This is a genomic window from Thioalkalivibrio sp. ALE28, from assembly GCF_000377425.1.
Classification (GTDB): domain Bacteria; phylum Pseudomonadota; class Gammaproteobacteria; order Ectothiorhodospirales; family Ectothiorhodospiraceae; genus Thioalkalivibrio.
This window is the reverse complement of sequence record NZ_KB898099.1, coordinates 82971-105839: the sequence shown is the minus strand read 5'-3', so window position 1 is coordinate 105839 and position 22869 is coordinate 82971. Positions and strand designations below refer to the sequence as shown.

Genomic DNA, 22869 nt, shown 5'->3' with positions numbered 1-22869 from the left:
GATGTCCCGTCAATCGAAGCACTGGAGTCGTCGATGAACATGCAGGAGACCATTACCCGGAAGCTGGAGGAGCGCTTTGCGCCCGAGCATCTGGAGGTGGTGAACGAGAGCCACATGCACAACGTGCCGCCGGGTTCGGAGTCGCATTTCAAGGTGACGGTGGTGTCCGACGCCTTTCGTGATCAGAAGCTGATCGCGCGGCACCGGCTGGTGAATCAGGCCCTGGCCGACGAGCTGGCCGGGGGCATCCATGCCCTGGCGCTGCACACGCTGGACCCGGACCAGTGGTTCGAGCGTGCCGGCAAGGTCGCCGACTCCCCGCCCTGCATGGGTGGCGACGGCGGCAAGGCCTGATCGCTTGTCGATGACGGCTAACGCCGCGGCCGACTCGGTCGTGGATGACATCCTGCGCGCCCGGCTGGAAGCGCCGGGGCTGATGGACCTGCTCGGCCAGATCGAGGCCAGCCTGAACCCGGTGGCCAGCCACCCGCCGCTGGCGGGTGTATCCGAACACCTGGGGCCGGACCGCCATATCGTGCTGTGGCTGATCGACGGTTTTGCCACCCGCTATCGCCGCCACACGCCGCTGCTGGGCGCGGACTACGTAACCGACCTCGAGACCGTGTTCCCCAGCACCACGGCGACCGCGATCACCAGCATCCTGACCGGGCGCGCACCCGCGCAGCACGGCCTGCTCGGCTGGCACACCCGGCTGCCGTCTGCCGAGCGCACGCTGACGGTGCTGATGGGCCAGGAGCGCGACGCCGAGGACCGCCCGGCCACGCTCGGCTACCGCGAGCTGACCGGCCGCGTACGGCCAGACCGCCTGGTCGACCGGCTCGGCTGCCACACCACCATGATCGGCCCGGACTGGATCGGCGGCACACCCTACAACCGCATGATGAACGGCTCCGCCGCGTTCATCGGCTTCGAGGACCTGTCCGAGCTGCCGGCACGGGTGGCCGCGCATGTGAACGCGACACCGGGGCCGCATTTCACCTACGTCTACTGGTCGGAGCTCGACCACCTGGGCCACGCCTACGGCCCGGAGAGCCCGGAGGTGGAGCGCCACCTGAAGCAGCTGGACCTGGCCTACACCGCGACCTGCGCGCAGATCCAGCGCCAGGAAAGCATCTTCCTGACCACCGCCGACCACGGCATGCGCACCATGGAGCGCCGCCTGGACCTGCGCGAGCACCCGGCGGTGCAGGCCTGCCTGCGTCACCGCCTGACCGGCGAGCCGCGTGCTGCCATTGCCCACGTGCGGGAGGGCCTCAATACGGAGTTTCGCCGCGCGCTGCACGCGGCCTTCGGTGAGGACGTGGCCGCAATCCCCGCCGCCGACTGGCTGGGGCACGGCACACTGGGCCTTCCGCCTGGGCATAACCGGGAGCACCCCGAGCTGCGGGCGCGCGCCGGCGACTACCTGCTGCTGCCGGCGGAGGACGCCTACCTGGTAGACCCGCCGGACGACGACGAGGGGCCATTCTTCATTGGCGCCCACGGCGGACTGTCCCCCGAGGAGCGGCATATTCCCCTGTTTCTTCGGAATATCGGCCAGTCGCGGTAAACTGCCGGGTTCGTTCGCGATCGAAGGATCGCGGCTAGCCGAAAACCGATTTCGAGAATCCATGAACGACACCGCCGACCAGACCTACAACAACGCTGCCCAGAACCTGATCGAGCTGGCCAACCGGCTCGCCGACGACGGCCAGGCCGCCGAGACCGGCGACGTCGCCGACGGCCTGCTGGCCGGTGCCGTGCACTTCTGGCTGTACAGCCGCCAGCCCTGCGGCGATCCGTTGTGCGAGGACTGCGCCCCGTTCTCGGACGCCGAGAGCCGCCTGGCCATGCTGCACGAGCTGATCGACGAGCTGGCGCGCGACAGCGACTACTTCCACGCCACCACCGACACCACCGTCGGCCACGCCTGACGCGTCATACGCGAGCCGATGCCGGTCACGCCCTTTCGCCCCGCGACCGATACCTGGTTCGGCGAGGCCTTCGGGCAGGCGACCGCGATCCAGTCGCGCGGCTGGCCCGCGATCCGGGCCGGCCATCACTGCCTGCTGATCGCCCCCACCGGCAGCGGCAAGACCCTCGCCGCCTTCCTCAGCGCCATTGACCGCCTGACCGGCGAGTCCGCACCGGATGCCCGGCGCGGCTACTCGGTGCTGTACATCTCGCCGCTGAAGGCGCTGGCCACCGACATCGAACGCAACCTGCGCGCCCCGCTGACCGGCATCGCTCAGACCGCCGCGCGTCTGGGCGAGACCGCGGGCCCGACCGCAGGCGAGACCGCAGGCGAGCCGGTGGTACACATCCGCACCGGCGACACCCCGCAGGCCGAGCGCCGCGCCCAGGCGCGCGAACCCGGCGACATCCTGGTGACCACGCCGGAGTCGCTGTACCTGCTACTGGGCTCGAAGGCCGCCGAAAACCTCGAGTCCATCCACACGGTGATCATCGACGAGGTGCATGCGCTGGCCGGCAACAAGCGCGGCGCGCATCTCGCCCTGTCGCTGGAACGCCTGGCCGAACGCTGCGGCGAGGACCCGCAGCGCATCGGGCTTTCCGCCACCGTGCACCCGGTGGAGGTGGCGCGCGGCTTCCTCGGCGGCGACCGCGAGGTGGAGGTGATCGACGCCGCCGAGCCACCGCGCCTGGACCTGGAGATCCTCGCCCCCGAGGAGCCACCCGCCGAGCACGCAGAACCGACCATCGAAGGACCGGAGGCAAAGTGCCCTTCACCATCCGGCCCGATCCCGTCCGGCTCCATCCTCGGCGCGGTGTACAGCCAGGGCACCGGGCAGCTCCCCACCGCTGGCGGCGACCGCGCCGCACGCCTGGAGCCGCGCCTGCTGGCCGCGATCCTCGAGCACCGCTCCACCATCGTGTTTGTGAACAGCCGCGGGCTGTGCGAGCGACTGGTCCAGCGCATCAACGAGGCCTGGCGGGAGCAGCAGCCGGAGGATGCCGAACCGGTGGAGGACCTGGTCGCCGCCCACCACGGCAGCGTCTCCCACGAGCGCCGCGCCGAGATCGAGGGCCGGCTGAAGACCGGGCGCCTGCGCGGCATCGTCGCGACCAGCTCGCTGGAGCTGGGCATCGACATGGGCGCGGTGGATCTGGTGATCATGGTCGAATCCCCCGGTGCGGTCGCGCGTGGCCTGCAGCGCGCCGGGCGTGCCGGGCACGGGGTGGGCCAGGTCTCGCGCTCGCTGCTGCTGCCACGCTTTCGCGGCGACCTGCTCGAATGCGCGGTGATCGGCGAGCGCATGCAGGCCGGCGCGCTGGAACCGATCCATGCCCCGCACAACCCGCTGGACGTGCTGGCCCAGCAGCTCGTCGCGATGGTCTGCGAACGCCCGCGCACGGTGGACGAGCTGCACGCTCTGGTCCGCCGCGCCGCGCCCTGGCGCGAGCTGTCGCGGGCGCTGCTCGAGGCCACGCTGGACATGCTCTCCGGCCATTACCCCAGCACCGACTTCGCCGACCTGCGCCCCTGGCTCGCCTGGGACCGCGCCCGCGACGAACTGACCCCGCGCCGGGGGGCGGCACTGGCCGCGCGCCTGAACGCCGGGACCATCCCCGACCGTGGGCTGTACGGCGTGCATGTTGGCGAGGGCGGGCCGCGCATCGGCGAGCTGGACGAGGAGATGGTGTTCGAGCTGAAGACCGGCGAGAACGTGACCCTGGGTGCGAGCACCTGGCATGTGGAGGCGATCACCCGTGACCGGGTGCTGGTCTCCCCCGCCCCCGGCGAGGTCGGCAAGCTGCCGTTCTGGCATGGCGACGGCCCCGGCCGCCCGATCCAGCTCGGCCAGGCCATCGGCGCCGCCACCGAGCGCCTGGCACGCATGGGCCGGGCCGAGCGCACGGCCTGGCTCAGGGAACACGCGCCACTGTCGGAGGCGGCGGTGGAGACCCTCAGCGACTACATCGACGAACAGCGCGAGGCCACCGGCCAGTTGCCATCCGACCAGCGCATCGTGGTCGAGCGCTTCCGCGACGAGGTCGGCGACTGGCGCGTCTGCATCCTGACCCCGTTCGGCGCGCGCGTGCACGCCCCCTGGGCGCTGGCCCTGCAGGGCGCGCTGACCAGCCACTCCGGCTTCGAGGTGCAGGTGATGTACACCGACGACGGCATCGTGCTGCGCCTGGCCGACAGCGAGGACCTGCCCGAACTGGACAGCCTGTTCCCCGACCCGGAAGAGCTGGAGGAGGCGGTCACCCGCGAGCTGGGCCACTCCACCCTGTTCGCCAGCACCTTTCGCGAAAACGCGGCGCGCGCCCTGCTACTGGTGCGCAACCGCCCCGGCCAGCGCACCCCGCTGTGGGCGCAGCGGCTGAAGTCGCAGCAGCTGCTGGCCTCAGTGCGCGAGTACGCGAGCTTCCCGGTGGTGCTGGAGACCTACCGCCAGGTGCTGGCCGACGTGTTCGACCTGGACGCCCTGCGCCAGATCCTGCGCGGGGTGCAGGAACGCCGCATCCGCGTACATGAGGTGGAGACGCCGCAGGCCTCGCCGTTCGCCCGCAGCCTGGTGTTCGCCTACGTCGCGGCCTACATCTACGAGCAGGACGCGCCGATGGCCGAGCGCAAGGCCCAGGCGCTCACGCTGGACCGCGGCATGCTGGCCGAACTGCTGGGCCAGGCCGAGCTGCGCGAGCTGATCGACCCCGAGGCCCTGGCCGAGCTGGAGGCCGAGCTGGCGCACGCCACCGAGGCGACCCGGGTGCAAGACGCCGACGCGCTACACGACCTGCTGCGCCGGCGCGGGGACCTGACCCCGGACGAGGTCGCGGCCGCCTGCGCCGAGGCGCCGGGGCCGTGGCTGGAACAGCTCGCCCGGTCCCTGCGCACGGTGCAGGTGCGCATCGCCGGCGAGTCGCGCTGGATCGCGGCCGAGGACGCCGCGCTGTACCGCGATGCCCTCGGCGTGGTGCCCCCGCCCGGCCTGCCCGCCGCCTTCCTGGAACCGCCGCAGCGCCCGCTGGAACAGCTGCTGCGCCGCTACGCCCGTACCCACGGACCTTTCCGCAACGAGGACCTGGGCGCTCGCTACGGCCTCGCGCCGGGCGCACTGCTGCCGGCGCTCGAAAGCCTGGAACGTGCCGGCGTGCTGCTGCGCGGCGAGATCCGCCCGCAGGGCACGGGCGAGGACTGGTGCGAACTGGACATCCTGCGGCGGCTGAAGCGCCGCACCCTGGCGCGGCTGCGCGACGAGGCGGCCGCGGTGGACGCCCGTGCGCTGGGCCGCTTCCTGCCCGCCTGGCAGGGCCTGACCGAGCCCGGCCGCGGGGCCGGTGCCCTGCGCGACACGCTGACACAACTGGAGGGCATCGCCCTGCCCTGGTCCGCCTGGACCGCCCACGTACTGCCGATGCGGGTGCGCGACTTCTCGCTGGATGCGCTGGACCGCATCACCGCCTCCGGGGAATTCGTCTGGGTGGGCAGTGGTGCGCTGGGCCAGCGCGACGGGCGCGTCGCCTTCCTGCGCCGCGAACAGGCGATGGTGCTGCTGGAACCGGAGGCCGATGCCACGAATACCCTCGCCAACGACGACCCGCTGGCGCAGGCGATCCTGGAGACCCTGGACCGGCGCGGCGCCTGCTTCTACCTGGAGCTGGAACGCGCGGCCCGCAGCGCACAGCCGGACGCCCGCCAGGACGCGATCGAGGCCGCGATCTGGGACCTGGTCTGGGCCGGGCAGATCACCAACGACACCTTCGCGCCACTGCGCAGCCTGGGCCAGCGCAAGACGTCCGCGCGTGGCCGACGACGACCGGGACAGGGTCTGGCCGGTGGCCGCTGGTCACGGGTCGCCGAGCTGATCGACCCCGGCGTGTCGCTGACCGAACGCGCCCGCGAACAGGCCGAAAACCTGCTGGCCCGGTACGGCGTGGTCAGCCGCGAGATGGCCCGCGGAGAGGGCCTGCCGGGCGGCTTCGGGCGCGTGTATCCCGTCTACCGCGCGATGGAGGACGCCGGCAAGCTGCGCCGCGGCCACTTCGTCGAGGGCCTGACCGGCGCGCAGTTCGCCCGCGCCGGCGCAGTGGACCGCCTGCGCGCCCTGGAACGCGCGGCCGACGACACCCCCGAACCGCAGTGGCTGGCGAGCGTCGACCCCGCCAGCCCCTGGGGCCAGCTCCTGCCCTGGCCGGAGCCGCCGGAAGGCGCCGAGGGCCGCCTGCGCCGCGTCGCCGGGGCGCTGGTCGCACTGGCAGGGGGCCAGCCGCTGCTGTACCTGGCCGCCTCCGGCCGCCAGCTGTTCGTCTGGGAGACCATCCCCGGCATCGACACCGACGAGGCCCACGCGGCACTCGTCACCGAGGCGATCCGCCAGCTCGCCGGGAGCCGCTGGCTGCCAAAGCGCCGCGGCGTGACCATCGAGAGCATCAACGGCGAACCGGCGCGCCAATCCCCGTTCGCCGCTGCCCTGCGCGCCGGCGGCGCCCTGGGCGAGGTCCGCGGCCTGCGCCTGGAGCCACCCGCCGGCCGCCGCTAACCGACCTTGCAAGGTGAAGGGCCAGGAAGGGCGTTCACCACAGAGGGCACAGAGGACACGGAGAAGTTCGGGTCTCGGTTAACAGGAAGATGGGAAGGCTGGAAGAAGGGCTTCGGGGGTGTGGCCGATTGGGCGAAATCCGTCGCGGCGCGACATTCAAACGACCCGTGTCATCCCGGCCGCAGCGGAGTGGAGAGCCGGGATCTATGCGGCCCATCCCGCCCCGCGACGTTCGGACGGACCCCACCGCCGAGATCCCGGATCACCGCGACGCGGTTTCCGGGATAACCAAGGAACGTTGCCGGGCGGGAAAAGGTGGACACCGACCCCGACAACCCTGCGACATTCTCCGTGGGCTCCGTGCACTCTGTGGTGCAACAAGAAGACGTCAGGAACCGAGAGCCTGGCCCAGCGCGGCGAGGAAGGCGTCGTTTTCGTCGGGGCGGCCGACGGTGACGCGCAGGCAGTCGGCGAGCAGGGGATGCGCGCGGCCGACGTCCTTGATCAGGATGCCGGCGTCGCGCAGGGCGGCGAAGGTCGCATGCCCGTGTCCCTCGCGCACCCGGAACAGGATGAAATTCGCCTGGCTCGGGAACACGTATTCGATGCCGTCAATCGCCGCGAGTGCGTTCGACAGACGGCCACGTTCCTCGATGATCCCCCGCGCCTGGGCATCCAGTGCCTCGCGATGATCCAGGGCGAAGGCGACGGAGCGCTGGGTCAGGGTGTTGATGTTGTATGGCAGGCGCAGCCGGTCCAGCGCGTCGATCCAGGCCGGGGTGCCGGCCAGATAGCCGAGCCGAGCGCCGGCCAGCCCCAGCTTGGAGACCGTGCGCATCACCATCAGGCCGTCATCCGCGCCGACCCGCGAGAGGAAGCTGTGGGCGGCAAACGGGGCATAGGCCTCATCGACCACGGTAACCCCCGAATTCGCGTCGACGACCGCCTCCACCGTCGCGGCGTCGTCCAACGTGCCGGTGGGGTTGTTGGGGTAGGCCAGGAACACCACGGCCGGGTTGTGCTCGGCCATCGCCGCGCGCATCGCCGCGAGGTCCAGGGTGAAGTCCGCGTTCAGGGGCACGCCAACGAACGGCACGCCCAGCGCCCGGGCCAGCACGCCGTACATCACGAAGGTCGGCTCCGGCGCCAGCACCGGTCGCCCGGATCCGGCGATCGCCGTGATCAGGATCTGGATTAGCTCGTCGGAGCCGTTGCCGAACATCAGCCCGGCGGCCTCGGGCACGCCGTGGGCGGCGCGCACCTGCCCGGCCAGGCCCAGCGCCTGGGCATCCGGATAGCGGTTCAGTTGCGGGTCGCGCAGGGCCTCCAGCCAGGCGTCTTCCAGCGCGCCGGGCCAGGGGTGCGGGTTCTCCATCGCGTCCAGCTTGATCAGGCCGGTGGCGTCGGCCACCTGATAGGCCGGCTGCGCCAGCACCTCCGGGCGCATCAGGGCGTCCGGGGTTCGTGTCGAGCGTGCGGTCATCGACTGCGCAGTTCGGCGGATCGCGCGTGGGCGGTCAGGCCCTCGCCGTGCGCGAGGGCGGCGGCGGTCTTGCCGAGCGTCGCCGCGCCCTCGGCCGAGCAGTGGATGATGCTCGAGCGCTTCTGGAAGTCGTACACCCCCAGCGGCGAGGAGAAGCGCGCGGTGCGCGAGGTCGGCAGCACGTGGTTGGGCCCGGCGCAGTAGTCGCCCAGGGCCTCGGAGGTGTAGCGGCCCATGAAGATCGCGCCGGCGTGGCGCAGGCCGGCGTCCAGCATCGCCTGCGGGTCGGCCACGGACAGCTCCAGGTGTTCCGGGGCGATGCGGTTGGCGACGGCAACGGCCTCGGCGGAGTCGCGTACCTTCATCAGCGCACCGCGCTTGTCGAGGCTGGTGCGGATGATCTCGGCGCGCGGCATCTCGGCCAGCAGGCGGTCCATGGCCTCCGCGACGCGGTCGAGGAAGGCCGCATCCCAGGACAGCAGGATGGACTGGGCCTGTTCGTCATGCTCGGCCTGCGAGAACAGGTCGGCCGCGATCCAGTCCGGGTCGGTCTCGCCGTCGCAGACCACCAGGATCTCCGACGGGCCGGCGATCATGTCGATGCCGACCGTGCCGAACACCTCGCGCTTGGCCGCGGCCACGAAGATGTTGCCGGGGCCGACGATCTTGTCCACCGCCGGGATGGTATCGGTGCCATAGGCCAGGGCCGCCACCGCCTGGGCGCCGCCCACGGTGAACACGCGGTCCACCCCGGCCACGGCGGCCGCGGCCAGCACCAGATCGTTCAGTTCGCCGCCCGGGGCGGGCACGACCATCACCAGCAGCTCGACGCCGGCGACCTTCGCCGGGACCGCGTTCATCAGCACGGAGGACGGGTAGGCCGCCTTGCCACCGGGCACATACAGGCCGACGGAATCCAGCGCGGTCACACGCTGACCGAGGACCGTGCCGTCTTCGTCGGTGAAGTCCCAGTCCTGCATCTTCTGGTGTTCGGCGTACTGGCGGATGCGCGCGGCGGCGGTCTCCAATGCCGAGCACTGCTCCGGCGGGATCGACTCCAACGCGGCCTGCAGGCGCTCGTGCGGGATCTCCAGGTCCGCGACCGCAGGGCGATCGAGGCGATCGAATTTGGCGGTGTAGCGCAGCACGGCCGCGTCACCCTCGGCGCGCACGGCCCCCAGGATCTCGTCCACCGCATCGCGTACGCCGGTGTCGGCAACGGACTCCCAGGACAGCAGGTGCTCCAGGGCCTGGTCGAAATCGGGCTGCTGGGTATCGAGTCGGGCAATGGAGGGCATGGCGTATTCCTCGGTTCAGACGGGCACGGACGTCTTGTCAGGCAGGCACGGGCGTCTTGCGGCGGGCCCGCACGGCCTCGGCCAGCAGGCGCAGGGTGGCCTCGCTGTCGTCCCAGCCCATGCAGGCATCGGTAATGCTCTGGCCGTATTTCAGCGGCTTGCCGGGCAGGATGTCCTGGCGGCCGCCGGTCAGGTGGCTCTCCAGCATCACACCCATGATGCGTCGGTCACCGCCGGCGATCTGTTCGCCCAGCACCCGTGCCACCTCGACCTGCTGTTGCGGGTCCTTGCGGCTGTTCGCGTGGCTGCAGTCGACCATCACCATCTCCGGCAGCTCGGCCATGCGCAGCTCCTTGCAGGCCTGTTCGATGCTCTCGGCATCGTAGTTCGGCTGCTTGCCGCCGCGCAGGATGATGTGACAGTCGTCGTTGCCGGTGGTGGAAAAGATCGCCGAGCGACCGGCCTTGGTCACCGACAGGAAGTGGTGCGGGCGTGAGGCCGAGCGGATCGCGTCGATCGCCACCCGCAGGCTGCCGTCGGTGGAGTTCTTGAAGCCCACCGGGCAGGACAGGCCGGAGGCCAGTTCGCGGTGCACCTGGCTCTCGGTGGTGCGAGCGCCGATCGCGCCCCAGGCGACCAGGTCCGCGATGTACTGCGGGCTGATCAGGTCGAGGTATTCGGTAGCCGCCGGCATGCCCTTGACCGCCAGATCGCGCAGCAGCCCGCGCGCCACGCGCAGGCCCTTGTTGATGTGGAAGCTGCCGTCCAGGTCCGGGTCGTTGATCAGGCCCTTCCAGCCGACCGTGGTGCGCGGCTTCTCGAAATACACCCGCATCACGATGTGCAGGGCATCGGAGAGTTCCTCGCGCAGGGTCTTCAGGTGATCGGCATAGTCCAGCGCGGCATCCACGTCGTGGATCGAGCAGGGGCCGACGATCACCTGCAGGCGATCGTCCTCACCGTGCAGGATGCGATGGCAGGCCTGGCGTGCCTCGAACACGGTGTCGGCGGCCGCATCGGTGATCGGCAGCTCCTCGCGGACGGTGTCCGGGGCGGACACCTCCTGGATTTCGCGGATTCGGAGGTCGTCGGTATCGGCGGTCATGGTGTTCTCGGTTACGTCGTCGCGGGCGTGACGGCCTCGCGCAGGCCCTCGATGAGATTTTGAATGGTTCTATGTCGCATCTTCATGGCTGCCTGGTTCACGATCAACCGGGAACTGATAGGGGTAATCAGTTCCAGCGGCTCCAGGCCATTGGCCTTGAGGGTGTTCCCGGTATCGACCAGGTCCACGATGTAGTCGGCCAGACCGACCAGCGGCGCCAGTTCCATCGAGCCGTAGAGCTTGATGATCTCGACCTGACGGCCCTGCTGGGCGAAATAGTTCTGCGTGATGTTCACGAACTTGGTGGCGATGCGCAGGCGCTGCTGCGGGTCCGGCTGCTGGCCCGGGCGCCCGGCCAGCATCAGGCGACACTGGGCGATATGCAGGTCCAGCGGCTCGTACAGCCCCGCGGCCCCGTGCTCCATCAGGACGTCCTTGCCGGCCACGCCAATGGATGCCGCGCCGTGCTGCACATAGGTGGGCACGTCGGTCGCCCGCACCACCACGATCTTCACGTCCTCGCGGTTGGTGTCGAGGATCAGCTTGCGCGTCTTGTCCGGATCCTCCAGCAGTTCAATCCCGGCGCTGGCCAGCAGCGGCAGGGTGTCCTTGAGGATACGGCCCTTGGACAGGGCGATGGTCAGGGCGTTGGGATCCATCATGGGTCAGGCGTTCGTCCGGTTCCGTGTGAGTCGCGTATCAGACCGGCTCGCGACGGATGGTCGCGCCGATCTGGCTCAGTTTTTCCTCGATGCACTCGTAGCCGCGGTCGATATGGTAGATGCGGTCCACCTCGGTCTCGCCCTCGGCCACCAGGCCGGCGATGATCAGGCTGGCCGAGGCCCGCAGGTCGGTCGCCATCACCGGCGCGCCGACCAGCCGTTCCACACCCTCGACGATCGCGGTATTGCCCTCGATCGTGATGTGCGCGCCCATGCGTTGCAGCTCCAGCGCGTGCATGAAGCGGTTCTCGAAGACCGTCTCCACCACCGAGCCGGTGCCCTCGGCGACCGTGTTCAGCACCATCATCTGGGCCTGCATGTCGGTCGGGAAGGCCGGGAACGGCGCGGTACGCAGGTTCACCGCCTTCGGCCGGCGGCCTTCCATGTCCAGTTCGATCCAGTCGGGCCCGGTATCCACGCGGGCACCGGCCTCGACCAGCTTGGCCAGGACCGCGTCCAGCAACTCCGGGCGGGTATTGCGGCAGCGCACGCGCCCGCGGGTCACGGCCGCCGCGACCAGGAACGTACCGGTCTCGATTCGATCCGGCATCACGTCGTATTCGCAGCCGTGCAGGCGTTCCACGCCCTGCACCCGGATGGTGTCGGTGCCGGCGCCCTGGATCTTCGCCCCCATCGCCGTCAGGCAGTCCGCCAGATCGATCACCTCCGGCTCGCGCGCGGCGTTCTCGATCAGAGTCTCGCCCTCGGCCAGGGTCGCGGCCATCAGCAGGTTCTCGGTACCGGTCACGGTGACCTGGTCGAACACCACCCGCGCGCCCTTCAGGCGATCCGCGCGCGCATGGATGTAGCCGCCGTCGACATCAATCTCGGCGCCCAGGGCCTCGAGGCCACGCAGGTGCAGATTCACCGGCCGCGAGCCAATCGCACAGCCACCCGGGAGCGACACCTCGGCCTCGCCGAAGCGCGCCAGCAACGGCCCCAGCACCAGGATGGAGGCGCGCATGGTCTTCACCAGATCGTACGGTGCCACGCACTGAGTCAGCGTGGTGGGGTCGACCTCGATGCGCATGCGCTCGTTGACCGTCAGGCTTACGCCCATGCGCCCGAGCAGCTCCATGGTCGTGGTGACGTCCTGCAGGTGCGGGACGTTGCCAATGGTCATCGGCCCGTCCGCCAGCAGGGTGGCGGACAGGATCGGCAACACGGCGTTCTTGGCCCCGGAGATCCAGACCTGACCCTCGAGTCGGCCGCCTCCGGTGATGATCAGCTTGTCCATGGGGTGCCCGGATTCACCGCCGGACCGACCATGGCCCGGCGAAACGCGCCATGATAACGAATCCGCGCGGCACTCGCCCGTTCGCCCGGGTCAGGCCACGGATCGGGCCGCGGAGGCGGTGATGATCGCCTCCAGGTCATACAGCCCCAGCAGCGGCCGGAGCCCGTCCGGCAGGGGTTCGAAGACCAGCGTGCGGCCCTGCTCCCGCGCCCGGCGCCAGAGGATGACGAGGAAGGCCACGCCGGCGCTGTCGATGCGTCCGGCCCGCGACAGATCCACCCGCGCATGCTCCGGCAGGTGCGCCATCAGCCCGCGCGCCCGGGCCTCCAGCCCGGAGACGGTGGCGAAGGTCAGCGGCCCGCTGACGACCAAGCCACCGTCATCGGCCCGGATCTGTGCATCGCTCACGGGTTGCCGGCCCCGTTGTCCTGGATGGCATCGCCCACCGCGTCCTCGACCAGGCTCTCGTCCCCGTCCTCCAGGCGCTCGATCAGGGCGTCCAGACCGTCGCGGTTGATCTCCTCGTTGAAGCGGGTGCGGAAGTTGCCCACGAAGCTGAGCCCCTCGGCCTCGACATCGAAGACCTTCCATTCGCCGTTCACCGGGCGCAGCCGGTAGTTCACCTGGATGTTCGACTGGCCGGATCCCATCACCACCTCGGTGGCCACCACCGCCATGCGCTCGTCCTGGCGCGAGCGGCGCTCGATCACGCGCACATCCTTGTCCAGATGGTCGGCCAGTTGCACCCCGTAGGCCTGCAGCAGCGTGTTCTTGAAGGCTTCGGTGAACCGGCTTTGCTGCTCGCTGCTGGCATCCCGCCAGTGGCGCGCCAGGACCAGCCGGGCCATGCCGTTGACGTCCACGCCCGGCAGGATCTTGTCCTCGATGACACCGATCACGAAGTCCGGATCCTCCTGCGCACGCGACTCGTTGGCGCGCAGCTCCTCGTACACCGCGTCGATGGACTGCTGGATGATCTCGGCGGGATTGTCGGCCTGGGCCGGCGCCGCCAGCAGCAGGACCATCAGCCCCAGCGGCAGGCTCCACATATAGTCACGCAACCGTGTCATGTCTCTTGCTCCGGGTTTGGGCGAATCAGTCACTACCCATGTTGGTCATGAAACGACCAATGAGGTTCTCCAGCACCAGGGCCGACTGGGTAAACATCAGCTCGTCGCCGTCCTGCAGGGTTTCGTAGTCGCCGCCCGGCTCCAGGGCGATGTACTGCTCGCCCAGCAGCCCCGCGGTATGGATAGCCGCCTGCGTATCCATCGGCAGATAGTCGTGCTCCGAGCGGATGGCGAGGGTCACCTCGGCGCGGAAGCGCTCCGGATCGTAGCGGATATCCGCGACCCGGCCGATGCGCACACCCGAGACCGTGACCGGGGCCCGGGTCTTGAGCCCGCCGATGTTGTCGAAGTAGCCAGTCACCGTGTAGGTGTCGCGGTCGTGGTAGTCGGTCACGTTGCTGACCTGGACCGCCAGGTAGAACAGCGCCCCGATGCCCAGCAGTACGAAGACACCCACTGCCAGTTCGAAGAAACGTACCTTCATATTGCCACCCTAGGGAAATACTGGTTGGTCAACCCGCGCCGAACATCAGCCCGGTCAGGATGAAATCGAGGCCCAGCACCGCCAGCGACGCGACCACCACCGTTTGCGTGGTCGCGCGCGAGATGCCCTCGGAGGTCGGCTGCGCGTTGAAGCCCTGGAATACCGCGATCCAGGTCACCACGAAGCCGAACACGATGCTCTTGATCACGCCGGACAGCACATCCTCGTTCCAGTCGGTCACCGACTGCATCTGCGAGAAATAGGCGCCGCTGTCCACGCCCAGCAGCCCCACCCCGACGATATAGCCACCCATCACCCCTACGGCGCTGAAGATCGCGGCCAGCAGCGGCATGGAGAGGAACCCGGCGACAAAGCGCGGCGCGAAGATCCGGCGATAGGGATTCACCGCCATCATCTCCATCGCCGAGAGCTGCTCGGTCGTCTTCATCAGGCCCAGCTCCGCGGTCAGCGCCGAGCCGGCGCGGCCGGCGAACAGCAGCGCGGTGACCACCGGCCCCAGTTCGCGCACCAGCGACAGCGCCACCACCCCGCCCAAGGCCTCGGCCGCGCCGAAGTTCACCAGCGTGATGTAGCCCTGGTACCCGAGCACCATGCCGACGAACAGCCCCGACACGATGATGATCAGCAGCGAGCGCACGCCCACCGAATACACCTGGGCGAGTGTCAGGCCGAACCGACGGATGACGATATCGAGGCTCGCCAGCACCCGCATCAGGAAGACGAAGGCGCGACCGAACACCACCAGGGCGTTGATCGTGGTCCGGCCCAGCGAGGCAATCGCGTCAGTCATCGCGGCGCTCCCCCTGTCCCAGCAGGTCGTCGCGATAGGACGCGCCCGGATAGTGGAACGGCACCGGCCCGTCCGGGCGGCCCTGCAGGAACTGCGCGCTCCAGTCGGAGGCGCGCGCCTCCAGCTCGTCCGGCGGCCCGGCATCCACCACCCGGCCATTGGCGATCAGCACCACGTGGTCGGAGATCGCCATCGCCTCCGCCACATCGTGCGAGACCAGCACGCTGGTGAGCCCCAGGCTCTCGTTGGTCTGGCGAATCAGGCTGACGATCTGGCCCATGGTGATCGGATCGAGCCCGGTAAACGGTTCGTCGTAGAGGATCAGGTCCGGGTCCAGCGCGATCGCCCGCGCCAGGGCGACGCGCCGGGCCATGCCCCCGGACAGCGAGGCCGGGTCCAGATCGCGCGCCGCACGCAGACCCACCGCCTCCAGCTTCAGCAGCACCAGTGCGTGCAGCACATCCTCCGGCAGATCGGTGTGCTCGCGCAGCGGGAAGGCGACGTTCTCGAATACGGAAAGGTCGGTCAGCAGCGCGCCGCTCTGGAACAGCATGCCCATGCGCTTGCGCAGGGCGTACAGGCGGCGGGTGGAGAGCTTCGCCACCTCCTGGCCATCCACCCAGATGCGCCCCGCGTCCGGGCGCAGCTGTCCGCCGATCAGGCGCAGCAGGGTCGTCTTGCCGCTGCCGCTGGGGCCCATCACGGTCGTCACCTGCCCGCGCGGGATACGCATCGACAAGTCGTCGAAGACCACCTTGCGCCCGCGCCGGAAACGCAGGTTCTCGATCACGATATGCGGACTGTCTGCCACTGCCGGGTCAGCCACGCGCGCTCCTCGCCATTAAGAACCCGGAAGTCTGGCCGCCGGCCGGTGGACCGTCAAACCCACGGGGAGATGCTCATCCCATTCCCAGTAGCTGGGCGATGGTCCGAAAGTCCGACAGACGGTCCGGGCGGGCCCGCAGGAAGACCGGAGTCTCGCCGCTTCCGCCGGCCGCACCCAGGGCCTCCACCAGCGCACGCCAGCCCGGCGCGCCCAGGCCCGGCTCGGGGGTGATCTGCCAGGCTCCACCGACGGTCGTCGATCCCGTCGGGGCCGGATAAAACAAAGCCGCCTCGGCGTGGGTGATCGTATGTGGCTCACCGGGTCCATAGACCATCAGTCGCGCCAGGCCGGCCGCCTCGAGCGCCTCCCGGATCGCCGAGACCTGCGCCGCCGTCATCGGCCCCGGCGCCACTGCCTGCAGACAGGGGCCCGCGGCCTCGGCAAGCGCGAGCGCCCGCGCGGCTCCCGACTCGGGAGTGACCTCCACCGGCCACTCGAGCGTCAGCCGCAGCGCGGGGGCGACGGCCTCGTCCCAGTCGCCGAACGCGGGGGCCGAGGTCTCCAGCCACAGCGCGGCGGGCAGCAGCAGGCGGCTGTGATAGTGGGTGTAATACTCGAGTTGCCACTCGCGCGGCAGATCCTCCGGGAAGAAGCCTTCCCACCAGTCCTCGCCGGGGCCCGCGACTCCGGCGGCCTGCAGCGCCAGCGCTTCCTGATCGTTCGTCATGTGTCTCCTTCCGTGCCGTCACCGCCCGGCCATCACCACGTTGTAACCGTATCCTCGCGCAGTCTGCTTGTATCGCCCCCGTGCGCGCGGCACAGTTGCGCCATGCGCTTCGACCTATTCCATGAACTCTCGGTGCCCGACTTCCTGCAGACCTCCGAATCGGAGGTGCTGGAGAACACCCTGCGCCTGTGGGAGCGGGCCGACCGTCTGGGCTTCGGCACCGCCTGGCTGGTGGAACACCACCTGATGCCGGAGTTCTCGCACTCCACCGCGCCGGACCTGGTCCTGGCCGCCGCCAGCCAGCGCACCGAGCACCTGCGCCTGGGGCTCGGCGTAGTGCCCCTGCCCTACCACCACCCGCTGCGGGTGGCCCAGCGGGTCGGCATGCTGGACCAGCTCTCCGGCGGTCGGCTGGACCTCGGCATCGGACGCGGCTTCTCGCCGCGCGAATATGCCACATTCGGGGCCGAGATGAGCGAGTCCCGCGCGCGGGTCGATGCCGGGCTGGACGCGCTGCGCCAGGCCTTCGCGACCGGCCGCATCACCCAGGACGGCCCGTTCCATCACCTGGACGACGTGCCCGTGATGCCGCGCCCGGTGCAGGCCCCGCACCCGCCGATCTGGACCGCCGCGGTCAGCCCGGAGTCCTTCACCTGGGCGGCCGAGCAGGGCATCGGGGCGCTGGCGGGCCCGTTCAAGCCCTGGCAGATGATCCGCGAGGACATCCGCCTGTACCACGAGGCCTGGGATGCCTCGCGCGCCGATATCGCCCATCCGCCGCGGGTCGGCATGACGCTTGGAGTCCTGTGCCTGCCGGACGGCAAACGCGCCCGGCGCGAGGCCAAGCCTGCGTTCGAGTGGTTCTACCGCCACATGTTCCAGCAGACCCTGCCGGTGCTGGAACGCCTGATCGAGGGCTACGACTACTACCGTTCGCTGGGCCGCTTCCGCCACCTGGTCAAGGCCGGGATCAACCTCAAGATCCTCGACATGCTGGGCATGACGCTGGTCGGCACGCCCGCCGAGTGTCGCGAGCGCATCGAGGGACTGCGCGAGGCGGGGGTCGACCAGGTCCTGCTCGCCTTCGGCGCCGGCGCCGTCCCGCAGGCCCTGGCCGAGGAGTCCATGGACTGCTTCGCGGAGGAGGTCATGCCCGCGTTCGCCGACCCCGCTCCAGCCGTCGCCCGCAGCGCGACCTGAGGGCCACACGGACCCATGCATATCGCCGTGACCGGCGCGGCCGGATGCGTGGGACAGGCCCTGCTGCCCGCCCTGGCGCGCGAGCCGGCGATCCTGCGCATCCTCGCGCTGGACCGGACCCCGCCGGCGCTCCCCCCGCCGGGAGGCGCCGCCGTCTGCGAGGCCCGTGTGGGCGACCTGACGCGGCTCCGGCCGGAGGATCTGGCCGGGGTCGACACCCTGGTGCACCTCGCCTTCCAGTTGATGGGGGGCCACGGCCGCCGCCACGACCGTGCCTGGGTCCGGCAGCAGAATGTCGCCCTCAGTGATCAGGTCTTTCGGACCGCGATCGCCGCCGGCGTGCGCCACCTCGTGTTCCTGTCCAGCGCCGCGGTCTACGGCCCCTGGCCGGACAGCCCGCAGCCCCTGACCGAAGACCACCCGACCCGGCCGCGCTTCCCCTATGCAGAGGACAAGGTGGCCGTGGAGCAGGCCCTGCGCGCCCTCGCGCGCGAACACCCTGAATGCCGCGTGACTATCCTGCGCCCACCCGCAATCGTCGGGCCGCATGCGCACCCGCTGCTGCTGCAGATCGCCCGCGGACGTTTCTATCCCGCCGCGGGCGAGCAACCGGTGCAAATCCTGTGGGAGGACGATGCCGCGGCGGCGATCGCCCGCAGCGTGACCACCCGCACACAGGGCACCTTCAATCTGGGGGCCGAACCCGCCTGGTCACTGCGGGCCATGGCTCGCCACCAGCGGCGCTGGGGGGTACCGGTCCCCCTGGGACTGATCCGCGCCCTGCACCCGCTGGCCTGGCGCCTGAGCGCCCGCGCGGGCGACCCCGGGTGGGTGCGCGGGCTGGACGGCCCGCTGGTGCTGGACTGCGCCCGCGCTCGCGAGCAGCTGGGCTGGACCCCGCGGGTCAGTACCACCGCGTGCCTGGAGCGCCTGCGCCACTGACACAGCGCCCCAATCCGCTACAATCGCGGCCTGACCGTTCGGGACCCGTCTGCCCCATGGCCCTACCCATCGCCGCCGTCATCGTCGGCCTGATCCTGCTGACCTGGAGTGCCGACCGCTTCGTGTTCGGCGCCTCCGCCTTTGCCCGCGGGGTCGGCGTGAGCCCGCTGGTCATCGGCCTGACCATTGTCGCCTTCGGCACCTCGGCCCCGGAACTCGTGGTCTCGGTCCTCGCGAGCCTGCAGGGCAACCCGGGCGTGGCGGTAGGCAACGCGATCGGTTCGAACATCGCTAACATCGCACTGGTGCTGGGGGCCGCCGCGGTGGTCGCACCGCTGGCGATTGGCCGCGGCATGGTTCGCCGCGAACTGCCGATCCTGTTGCTGGTCAGCTTCGGCGTACTGCTCCTGCTGGTCGGCGGCGAGCTGGGCCGGATGGAAGGCATCGCCCTGCTCGCGGGACTGACCGCATTCACCGCCTGGATGGCGTTGACCGCCCGCCGCGCGCAACAGGCCTCGGGCGAGGATGCCCCCGAAGTCGTGCGCGGCATGGTGGAGACCATCCCGGACAGCGATCGCCTCGGTCCCGCGATTGCCTGGCTGGTGTTCGGGCTACTGCTCCTGCTGGCCAGCAGCCAGGCCCTGGTCTGGGGCGCGGTGGAAATCGCCGAACAACTGGGGGTCAGCGATCTGGTCATCGGCCTGACCATCGTCGCGATCGGCACCAGCCTGCCCGAGCTGGCCACATCGGTGGTCGCCGCCTTCCGCCGCGAGGCGGGGCTGGCGATCGGCAACGTGGTCGGCTCCAACCTGTTCAACCTGCTCGCGGTGCTGGCCGTTCCGGCCCTGATCGCGCCGCTGGCAATCGACGCCGACGTCCTCGCACGCGACTATCCCGTGATGCTGGCACTGACGGTGGCCCTGTTCCTGATCGCGCTGGGCCGCCGGGGACAGATCCTGCGCTGGCAGGGCGCCCTTCTCCTCGTCGCCTTCGCAAGCTACCTTGTCTATTTGGGAATTACGGCAACTGCATGAACTTCAACCCCGAAACCACCCGCAACCTGGCCCTGGCCGTCCTCAACGACGAGGCCGAGGCCGTGCACAACCTCGCCCGGCGCATCGACGACAGCTTCCTCGAGGCCTGCCGCTGCATCCTCGAGTGCAAGGGGCGCGTGATCGTCACCGGCATGGGCAAGTCCGGGCACATTGGCAGCAAGCTGGCCGCGACCCTGGCCTCCACCGGCACCCCCGCGTTCTTCGTGCACCCGGGCGAGGCCAGCCATGGCGATCTCGGAATGATCACCCGCGAGGATGTGGTCATCGCGCTGTCGAACTCCGGCGAGACCGACGAAATCCTCACCATCCTGCCGCTGATCCGGCGCCTGGGCGTGCCGCTGATCGCGATGACCGGCAACCCCGGCTCGCGCCTGGGCGCCGACGCCACCGTGCACCTCGATGTCAGTGTCGAGCGCGAGGCCTGCCCGCTGGGCCTGGCCCCCACCTCCAGCACCACCGCGGCGCTGGCGATGGGCGACGCCCTGGCGGTCGCGGTACTGGATGCACGCGGCTTCACCGCCAACGACTTCGCCCGCTCGCACCCCGGCGGCCGGCTGGGCCGGCGGCTGCTGGTGCATGTCGCCGACATCATGCATACCGGCGACGCGATCCCGCGCATCACGCCGGAGGCCCCGCTGAAGGACGCCCTGTTCGAGATCACCCGCAAGGGCCTCGGGCTGGTGATCGTGGCCGGCGCCGACGACCGCATCCAGGGCGTGTTCACCGATGGCGACCTGCGCCGCACCCTGGATGCCGGGCACAGCCTGGACGGCCTGACCATCGGCGAGGCGATGACCACCGGCGGCCACACCGCGCAGCCCGACTGGCTGGCGGTCACGGCACTCGAGACCATGGAGAGCCGGCGCATCAACGCCCTGCCGGTCACCGACGCCGACCAGCGCCTGGTCGGCGTGATCAACATGCACGACCTGCTGCGCGCCGGGGTGGCCTGATGAACCTGGATGCCGCGACCCTGCGCACCCGCCAGCAGGCCGTACGCCTGCTTATCCTGGACGTGGACGGCGTGCTGACCGACGGCAGCCTGTTCCTGGGCGATGGCGGCGAGCAGTACAAGGCCTTCAACAGCCGCGACGGCCACGGGATCCGCCTGGCGCTGGACGGCGGCCTCGACATCGCCATCCTGACCGGGCGCACCTCCGGGGTGGTCGAACACCGCATGCGGGACCTGGGCGTGGAGCACCTGATCCAGGGCCGCCGCGACAAGGGCGAGGCCCTGCACGAGTTGCTGCAGCGCACCGGCCATGACCCGGCGGAAGCCGCCTTCATGGGCGACGACATCGTCGATCTGCCGGCCATGCAGCGGGTCGGGCTCGGGATCGCGGTCGGGGACGCCCACCCGCTGGTATGCCGCCACGCCCAGTGGGTCACCGAGGCCCACGGCGGGCGCGGCGCCGTGCGCGAGGCCTGCGAGGGGCTGCTGGCCGCGCAGGACCGGCTGGACGCCCTGCTCGAGACCTACCTGAACGGATGAGCCGGCGGAGACGCAACCGGTACGGTCTGGCGCCGCCGTTGGTCCTGTTCACGCTGGCGTGCGCAAGCCCCGCAACCGCCGAGGTCACCCCGCCCGAGGGCGAGGTGACCCTGCAGATCGACGGATTCACGCTGCACGCCACCAGCGACGACGGTGAGCGGACCCACCGGCTGCAGGGCACCCGACTGCGCGAATTCGGCCGCGACGGGCCGCAGTGGGTGGATGACCCGGAACTCGACCTGTTCGCCGATGGCGGTATCGAATGGCGCTGGACCGCCCCGGCGGCCCTGCACCGCCCGGCTGACGAAACCCTGGACCTGGTCGGCCCCACCCACGGCGTACAACCAGCCCTCGGCGAACGCGTGCAGACGGTCATCGACTCGCGGGATGTACGCATCGCCACAGACACCATGGTCGCCACCTCGGACGCCCTCTCCACCCTGAACCAGCCCGGGCTGTTCCAGCGCGGCACCGGCCTGCGCGTGGACTCGCGAGCGGATACCATAGAGCTGTTCCATGACGTGTACTCGCTCTACAGCGAGGCGAGCGAGGAGGACCCCGCGCATGACCCCGATCCCGAATAGCCGCCGCCTGCCGGGCCTGCTTGCGGCGGCCGGCCTCCTCTCCGCCCTGCTGGCGACGCCGGCCCTGGGCCAGCAGGGGTCGGGACCCTCGCTGCCGGTGGAGATCACCGCCGACCACGCGGAGATGGACGAACGCCAGGGCCTGGGCACCTACACCGGGGACGTGATCGTGATCCGCGGCGACATGACGCTGGAGGCCGACACGGTCTACGTGCGCACCCGGGATCGTCGCCCCTACGAGATGGAGGCCCACGGCGAGCCGGCCCGCCTGGAATCCCCCGACCCCGAGACCGGCGAGATGCGCATCGCCACCGCGCTGCGCATCGACTACCTGCTGAACGATGACCGCATGATCCTCACCGACCAGGCCCATGTGATCACCGCCAGCGAAGAGGCGCGCGGCAAGCGCATCACCTACGACCTGACCACCGACGTGATCGAGGCCGAACGCGGCGAGGACGACAGCGAACGCGTACGCATCACCATCCAGCCACGCGACGACGAATGAACGCACCCGCCACCAGCCCGGCGCCGGCACCCGCCGAGGCCCGTGATCGCCTGATCGGGCGCGAACTGACCAAGCGCTACGGCCAGCGCACCGTGCTCGACCAGATGGATGTCGACCTCGCACCCGGTGAAGTGGTCGGCCTGCTGGGTCCCAACGGCGCCGGCAAGACCACCTGCTTCTACAGCCTGGTCGGGCTGATCCGCCCTAACGCCGGGCGCATCACCCTGGGCGGGCACGACATCACCCGCGCGCCCATCCACGTGCGCGCCCGCGCCGGTCTCGGCTACCTGCCCCAGGAGGCCTCGATCTTTCGCCGCCTGAGCGTGTGGGACAACCTGCAGGCCGTGCTGGAACTGCGCCCCGGCCTGGACCGCCACGAACGCCGGCGTATCGGCGACGCCCTGATCGAGGAGTTTCAGCTCGAGACCGTGCGCCACAGCCCCGGGATCGCGCTGTCCGGCGGCGAACGTCGGCGCGCCGAGATTGCGCGGGCCCTGGCCGGTGACCCGCAATTCATCTGCCTGGACGAGCCCTTTGCCGGGGTGGACCCGATCTCGGTGGGCGATATCCAGGATGTAATTCGCCACCTTGCAGCGCGCGGCATCGGGGTTCTGATCTCCGATCACAACGTGCGCGAAACCCTCGGGATCTGCCACAGGGCCTATATTCTGAGCGAGGGGCGCCTGCTGGCCGCCGGGACACCCGACGAGCTACTGGCCGATCCCCAGGTGCGCCGGGTCTATCTCGGCGAGAATTTCCGCCTGTGATTCCGGCACGCGCACAACCCGCGCCGGTGCACAAACCACGAGGCAGCAT

At 70.2% G+C, this 22869-nt stretch carries 23 protein-coding genes; 12 read left to right on the top strand and 11 right to left on the bottom strand.

Annotated features, from left to right (window positions below; all coding sequences use genetic code 11):
- The first annotated feature begins 33 nt into the window (after window positions 1-33).
- The 4 genes from D105_RS0108545 (at window position 34) to D105_RS0108530 (ending at window position 6509) form a co-directional block, all read left to right on the top strand.
- The gene (locus D105_RS0108545; RefSeq protein ID WP_018878145.1) at window positions 34-354 is read left to right on the top strand and encodes a BolA family transcriptional regulator; all 321 of its coding nucleotides are present in this window, start codon (window positions 34-36) and stop codon (window positions 352-354) included.
- A 10-nt stretch (window positions 355-364) separates the two neighbouring features.
- Window positions 365-1570, top strand: coding sequence for an alkaline phosphatase family protein (locus D105_RS0108540; RefSeq protein ID WP_018878144.1), 1206 nt, complete (start codon window positions 365-367; stop codon window positions 1568-1570).
- A 61-nt stretch (window positions 1571-1631) separates the two neighbouring features.
- The gene (locus tag D105_RS0108535) at window positions 1632-1934 is read left to right on the top strand and encodes a hypothetical protein (RefSeq protein WP_018878143.1); all 303 of its coding nucleotides are present in this window, start codon (window positions 1632-1634) and stop codon (window positions 1932-1934) included.
- 18 nt (window positions 1935-1952) lie between these two features.
- Window positions 1953-6509, top strand: coding sequence for a DEAD/DEAH box helicase (locus tag D105_RS0108530; RefSeq protein ID WP_018878142.1), 4557 nt, complete (start codon window positions 1953-1955; stop codon window positions 6507-6509).
- A 388-nt stretch (window positions 6510-6897) separates the two neighbouring features.
- Here D105_RS0108530 and hisC read toward each other — a convergent pair whose 3' ends face one another.
- The 11 genes from hisC to D105_RS0108475 all read right to left on the bottom strand — a co-directional run bounded on the left by hisC (window position 6898) and on the right by D105_RS0108475 (window position 16272).
- Complete coding sequence (hisC, locus tag D105_RS0108525; RefSeq protein WP_026280454.1) at window positions 6898-7992, bottom strand: histidinol-phosphate transaminase; 1095 nt, start codon at window positions 7990-7992, stop codon at window positions 6898-6900.
- Window positions 7989-9290, bottom strand: coding sequence for a histidinol dehydrogenase (gene hisD / locus D105_RS0108520; RefSeq protein WP_018878140.1), 1302 nt, complete (start codon window positions 9288-9290; stop codon window positions 7989-7991). Before hisD ends, hisC begins: the two co-directional genes overlap by 4 nt.
- Window positions 9291-9327: 37 nt before the next feature.
- Window positions 9328-10395, bottom strand: a complete 1068-nt coding sequence (locus D105_RS0108515; RefSeq protein WP_018878139.1) for a 3-deoxy-7-phosphoheptulonate synthase — start codon at window positions 10393-10395, stop codon at window positions 9328-9330.
- Window positions 10396-10406: 11 nt separating this feature from the next.
- Complete coding sequence (hisG, locus tag D105_RS0108510; protein WP_017942743.1) at window positions 10407-11057, bottom strand: ATP phosphoribosyltransferase; 651 nt, start codon at window positions 11055-11057, stop codon at window positions 10407-10409.
- Between the two features lie 37 nt (window positions 11058-11094).
- Window positions 11095-12354 (bottom strand): UDP-N-acetylglucosamine 1-carboxyvinyltransferase, encoded by a 1260-nt coding sequence (gene murA, locus D105_RS0108505; protein WP_017942742.1) that lies wholly within the window; start codon window positions 12352-12354, stop codon window positions 11095-11097.
- A gap of 90 nt (window positions 12355-12444) precedes the next feature.
- Window positions 12445-12762: a lipid asymmetry maintenance protein MlaB gene (locus tag D105_RS0108500; RefSeq protein WP_018878138.1), complete on the bottom strand. Its 318-nt coding sequence runs from the start codon at window positions 12760-12762 to the stop codon at window positions 12445-12447.
- Entirely contained in the window at window positions 12759-13403 is a 645-nt protein-coding gene (locus tag D105_RS0108495; protein WP_018865612.1) for an ABC transporter substrate-binding protein, read from the bottom strand. Before D105_RS0108495 ends, D105_RS0108500 begins: the two co-directional genes overlap by 4 nt.
- Window positions 13404-13449: 46 nt before the next feature.
- Entirely contained in the window at window positions 13450-13908 is a 459-nt protein-coding gene (gene mlaD, locus D105_RS0108490; protein WP_017942739.1) for an outer membrane lipid asymmetry maintenance protein MlaD, read from the bottom strand.
- A 28-nt stretch (window positions 13909-13936) separates the two neighbouring features.
- Window positions 13937-14719, bottom strand: a complete 783-nt coding sequence (gene mlaE / locus D105_RS0108485; protein ID WP_018876513.1) for a lipid asymmetry maintenance ABC transporter permease subunit MlaE — start codon at window positions 14717-14719, stop codon at window positions 13937-13939.
- Window positions 14712-15545, bottom strand: a complete 834-nt coding sequence (locus D105_RS0108480; RefSeq protein WP_026280453.1) for an ABC transporter ATP-binding protein — start codon at window positions 15543-15545, stop codon at window positions 14712-14714. Before D105_RS0108480 ends, mlaE begins: the two co-directional genes overlap by 8 nt.
- Window positions 15546-15618: 73 nt before the next feature.
- Window positions 15619-16272 carry a hypothetical protein gene (locus D105_RS0108475; protein WP_018878136.1) on the bottom strand — a complete coding sequence of 218 codons (654 nt, stop codon included), beginning with the start codon at window positions 16270-16272 and terminating at the stop codon, window positions 15619-15621.
- Between the two features lie 102 nt (window positions 16273-16374).
- Here D105_RS0108475 and D105_RS0108470 point away from each other — a divergent pair, with 102 nt between their 5' ends.
- Genes D105_RS0108470 through lptB form a run of 8 tightly spaced genes read left to right on the top strand, consistent with a single transcriptional unit; the run spans window position 16375 to window position 22820 of the window.
- Complete coding sequence (locus D105_RS0108470) at window positions 16375-17472, top strand: LLM class flavin-dependent oxidoreductase (RefSeq protein WP_018878135.1); 1098 nt, start codon at window positions 16375-16377, stop codon at window positions 17470-17472.
- A gap of 15 nt (window positions 17473-17487) precedes the next feature.
- A complete protein-coding gene (locus D105_RS0108465; protein WP_018878134.1) occupies window positions 17488-18414 on the top strand; it encodes an NAD-dependent epimerase/dehydratase family protein in 927 nt (308 codons plus the stop codon).
- 56 nt (window positions 18415-18470) lie between these two features.
- Window positions 18471-19448 (top strand): calcium/sodium antiporter, encoded by a 978-nt coding sequence (locus D105_RS0108460; RefSeq protein ID WP_018876516.1) that lies wholly within the window; start codon window positions 18471-18473, stop codon window positions 19446-19448.
- Entirely contained in the window at window positions 19445-20422 is a 978-nt protein-coding gene (locus D105_RS0108455; RefSeq protein ID WP_018865606.1) for a KpsF/GutQ family sugar-phosphate isomerase, read from the top strand. Before D105_RS0108460 ends, D105_RS0108455 begins: the two co-directional genes overlap by 4 nt.
- Complete coding sequence (locus D105_RS0108450) at window positions 20422-20961, top strand: HAD family hydrolase (RefSeq protein ID WP_018865605.1); 540 nt, start codon at window positions 20422-20424, stop codon at window positions 20959-20961. Before D105_RS0108455 ends, D105_RS0108450 begins: the two co-directional genes overlap by 1 nt.
- A gap of 38 nt (window positions 20962-20999) precedes the next feature.
- Complete coding sequence (lptC, locus tag D105_RS0108445) at window positions 21000-21545, top strand: LPS export ABC transporter periplasmic protein LptC (protein ID WP_018865604.1); 546 nt, start codon at window positions 21000-21002, stop codon at window positions 21543-21545.
- Window positions 21526-22053 carry a lipopolysaccharide transport periplasmic protein LptA gene (lptA, locus tag D105_RS0108440; RefSeq protein WP_018865603.1) on the top strand — a complete coding sequence of 176 codons (528 nt, stop codon included), beginning with the start codon at window positions 21526-21528 and terminating at the stop codon, window positions 22051-22053. The genes lptC and lptA overlap by 20 nt, the downstream gene beginning before the upstream one ends.
- Window positions 22050-22820 (top strand): LPS export ABC transporter ATP-binding protein, encoded by a 771-nt coding sequence (lptB, locus tag D105_RS0108435; protein WP_018878133.1) that lies wholly within the window; start codon window positions 22050-22052, stop codon window positions 22818-22820. The genes lptA and lptB overlap by 4 nt, the downstream gene beginning before the upstream one ends.
- Window positions 22821-22869: the final 49 nt, after the last annotated feature.

Coding starts and splice junctions, on each gene's coding strand:
- mlaE (WP_018876513.1), bottom strand. CDS start 14,719: ATGACTGACGCGATTGCCTCGCTGGGCCGGACCACGATCAACGCCCTG.
- D105_RS0108455 (WP_018865606.1), top strand. CDS start 19,445: ATGAACTTCAACCCCGAAACCACCCGCAACCTGGCCCTGGCCGTCCTC.
- D105_RS0108535 (WP_018878143.1), top strand. CDS start 1,632: ATGAACGACACCGCCGACCAGACCTACAACAACGCTGCCCAGAACCTG.
- hisC (WP_026280454.1), bottom strand. CDS start 7,992: ATGACCGCACGCTCGACACGAACCCCGGACGCCCTGATGCGCCCGGAG.
- D105_RS0108460 (WP_018876516.1), top strand. CDS start 18,471: ATGGCCCTACCCATCGCCGCCGTCATCGTCGGCCTGATCCTGCTGACC.
- lptB (WP_018878133.1), top strand. CDS start 22,050: ATGAACGCACCCGCCACCAGCCCGGCGCCGGCACCCGCCGAGGCCCGT.
- lptA (WP_018865603.1), top strand. CDS start 21,526: ATGACCCCGATCCCGAATAGCCGCCGCCTGCCGGGCCTGCTTGCGGCG.
- D105_RS0108540 (WP_018878144.1), top strand. CDS start 365: ATGACGGCTAACGCCGCGGCCGACTCGGTCGTGGATGACATCCTGCGC.
- D105_RS0108450 (WP_018865605.1), top strand. CDS start 20,422: ATGAACCTGGATGCCGCGACCCTGCGCACCCGCCAGCAGGCCGTACGC.
- D105_RS0108530 (WP_018878142.1), top strand. CDS start 1,953: ATGCCGGTCACGCCCTTTCGCCCCGCGACCGATACCTGGTTCGGCGAG.
- murA (WP_017942742.1), bottom strand. CDS start 12,354: ATGGACAAGCTGATCATCACCGGAGGCGGCCGACTCGAGGGTCAGGTC.
- hisD (WP_018878140.1), bottom strand. CDS start 9,290: ATGCCCTCCATTGCCCGACTCGATACCCAGCAGCCCGATTTCGACCAG.
- D105_RS0108465 (WP_018878134.1), top strand. CDS start 17,488: ATGCATATCGCCGTGACCGGCGCGGCCGGATGCGTGGGACAGGCCCTG.
- hisG (WP_017942743.1), bottom strand. CDS start 11,057: ATGATGGATCCCAACGCCCTGACCATCGCCCTGTCCAAGGGCCGTATC.
- D105_RS0108495 (WP_018865612.1), bottom strand. CDS start 13,403: ATGTGGAGCCTGCCGCTGGGGCTGATGGTCCTGCTGCTGGCGGCGCCG.
- D105_RS0108475 (WP_018878136.1), bottom strand. CDS start 16,272: ATGACGAACGATCAGGAAGCGCTGGCGCTGCAGGCCGCCGGAGTCGCG.
- D105_RS0108545 (WP_018878145.1), top strand. CDS start 34: ATGAACATGCAGGAGACCATTACCCGGAAGCTGGAGGAGCGCTTTGCG.
- mlaD (WP_017942739.1), bottom strand. CDS start 13,908: ATGAAGGTACGTTTCTTCGAACTGGCAGTGGGTGTCTTCGTACTGCTG.
- D105_RS0108470 (WP_018878135.1), top strand. CDS start 16,375: ATGCGCTTCGACCTATTCCATGAACTCTCGGTGCCCGACTTCCTGCAG.
- D105_RS0108515 (WP_018878139.1), bottom strand. CDS start 10,395: ATGACCGCCGATACCGACGACCTCCGAATCCGCGAAATCCAGGAGGTG.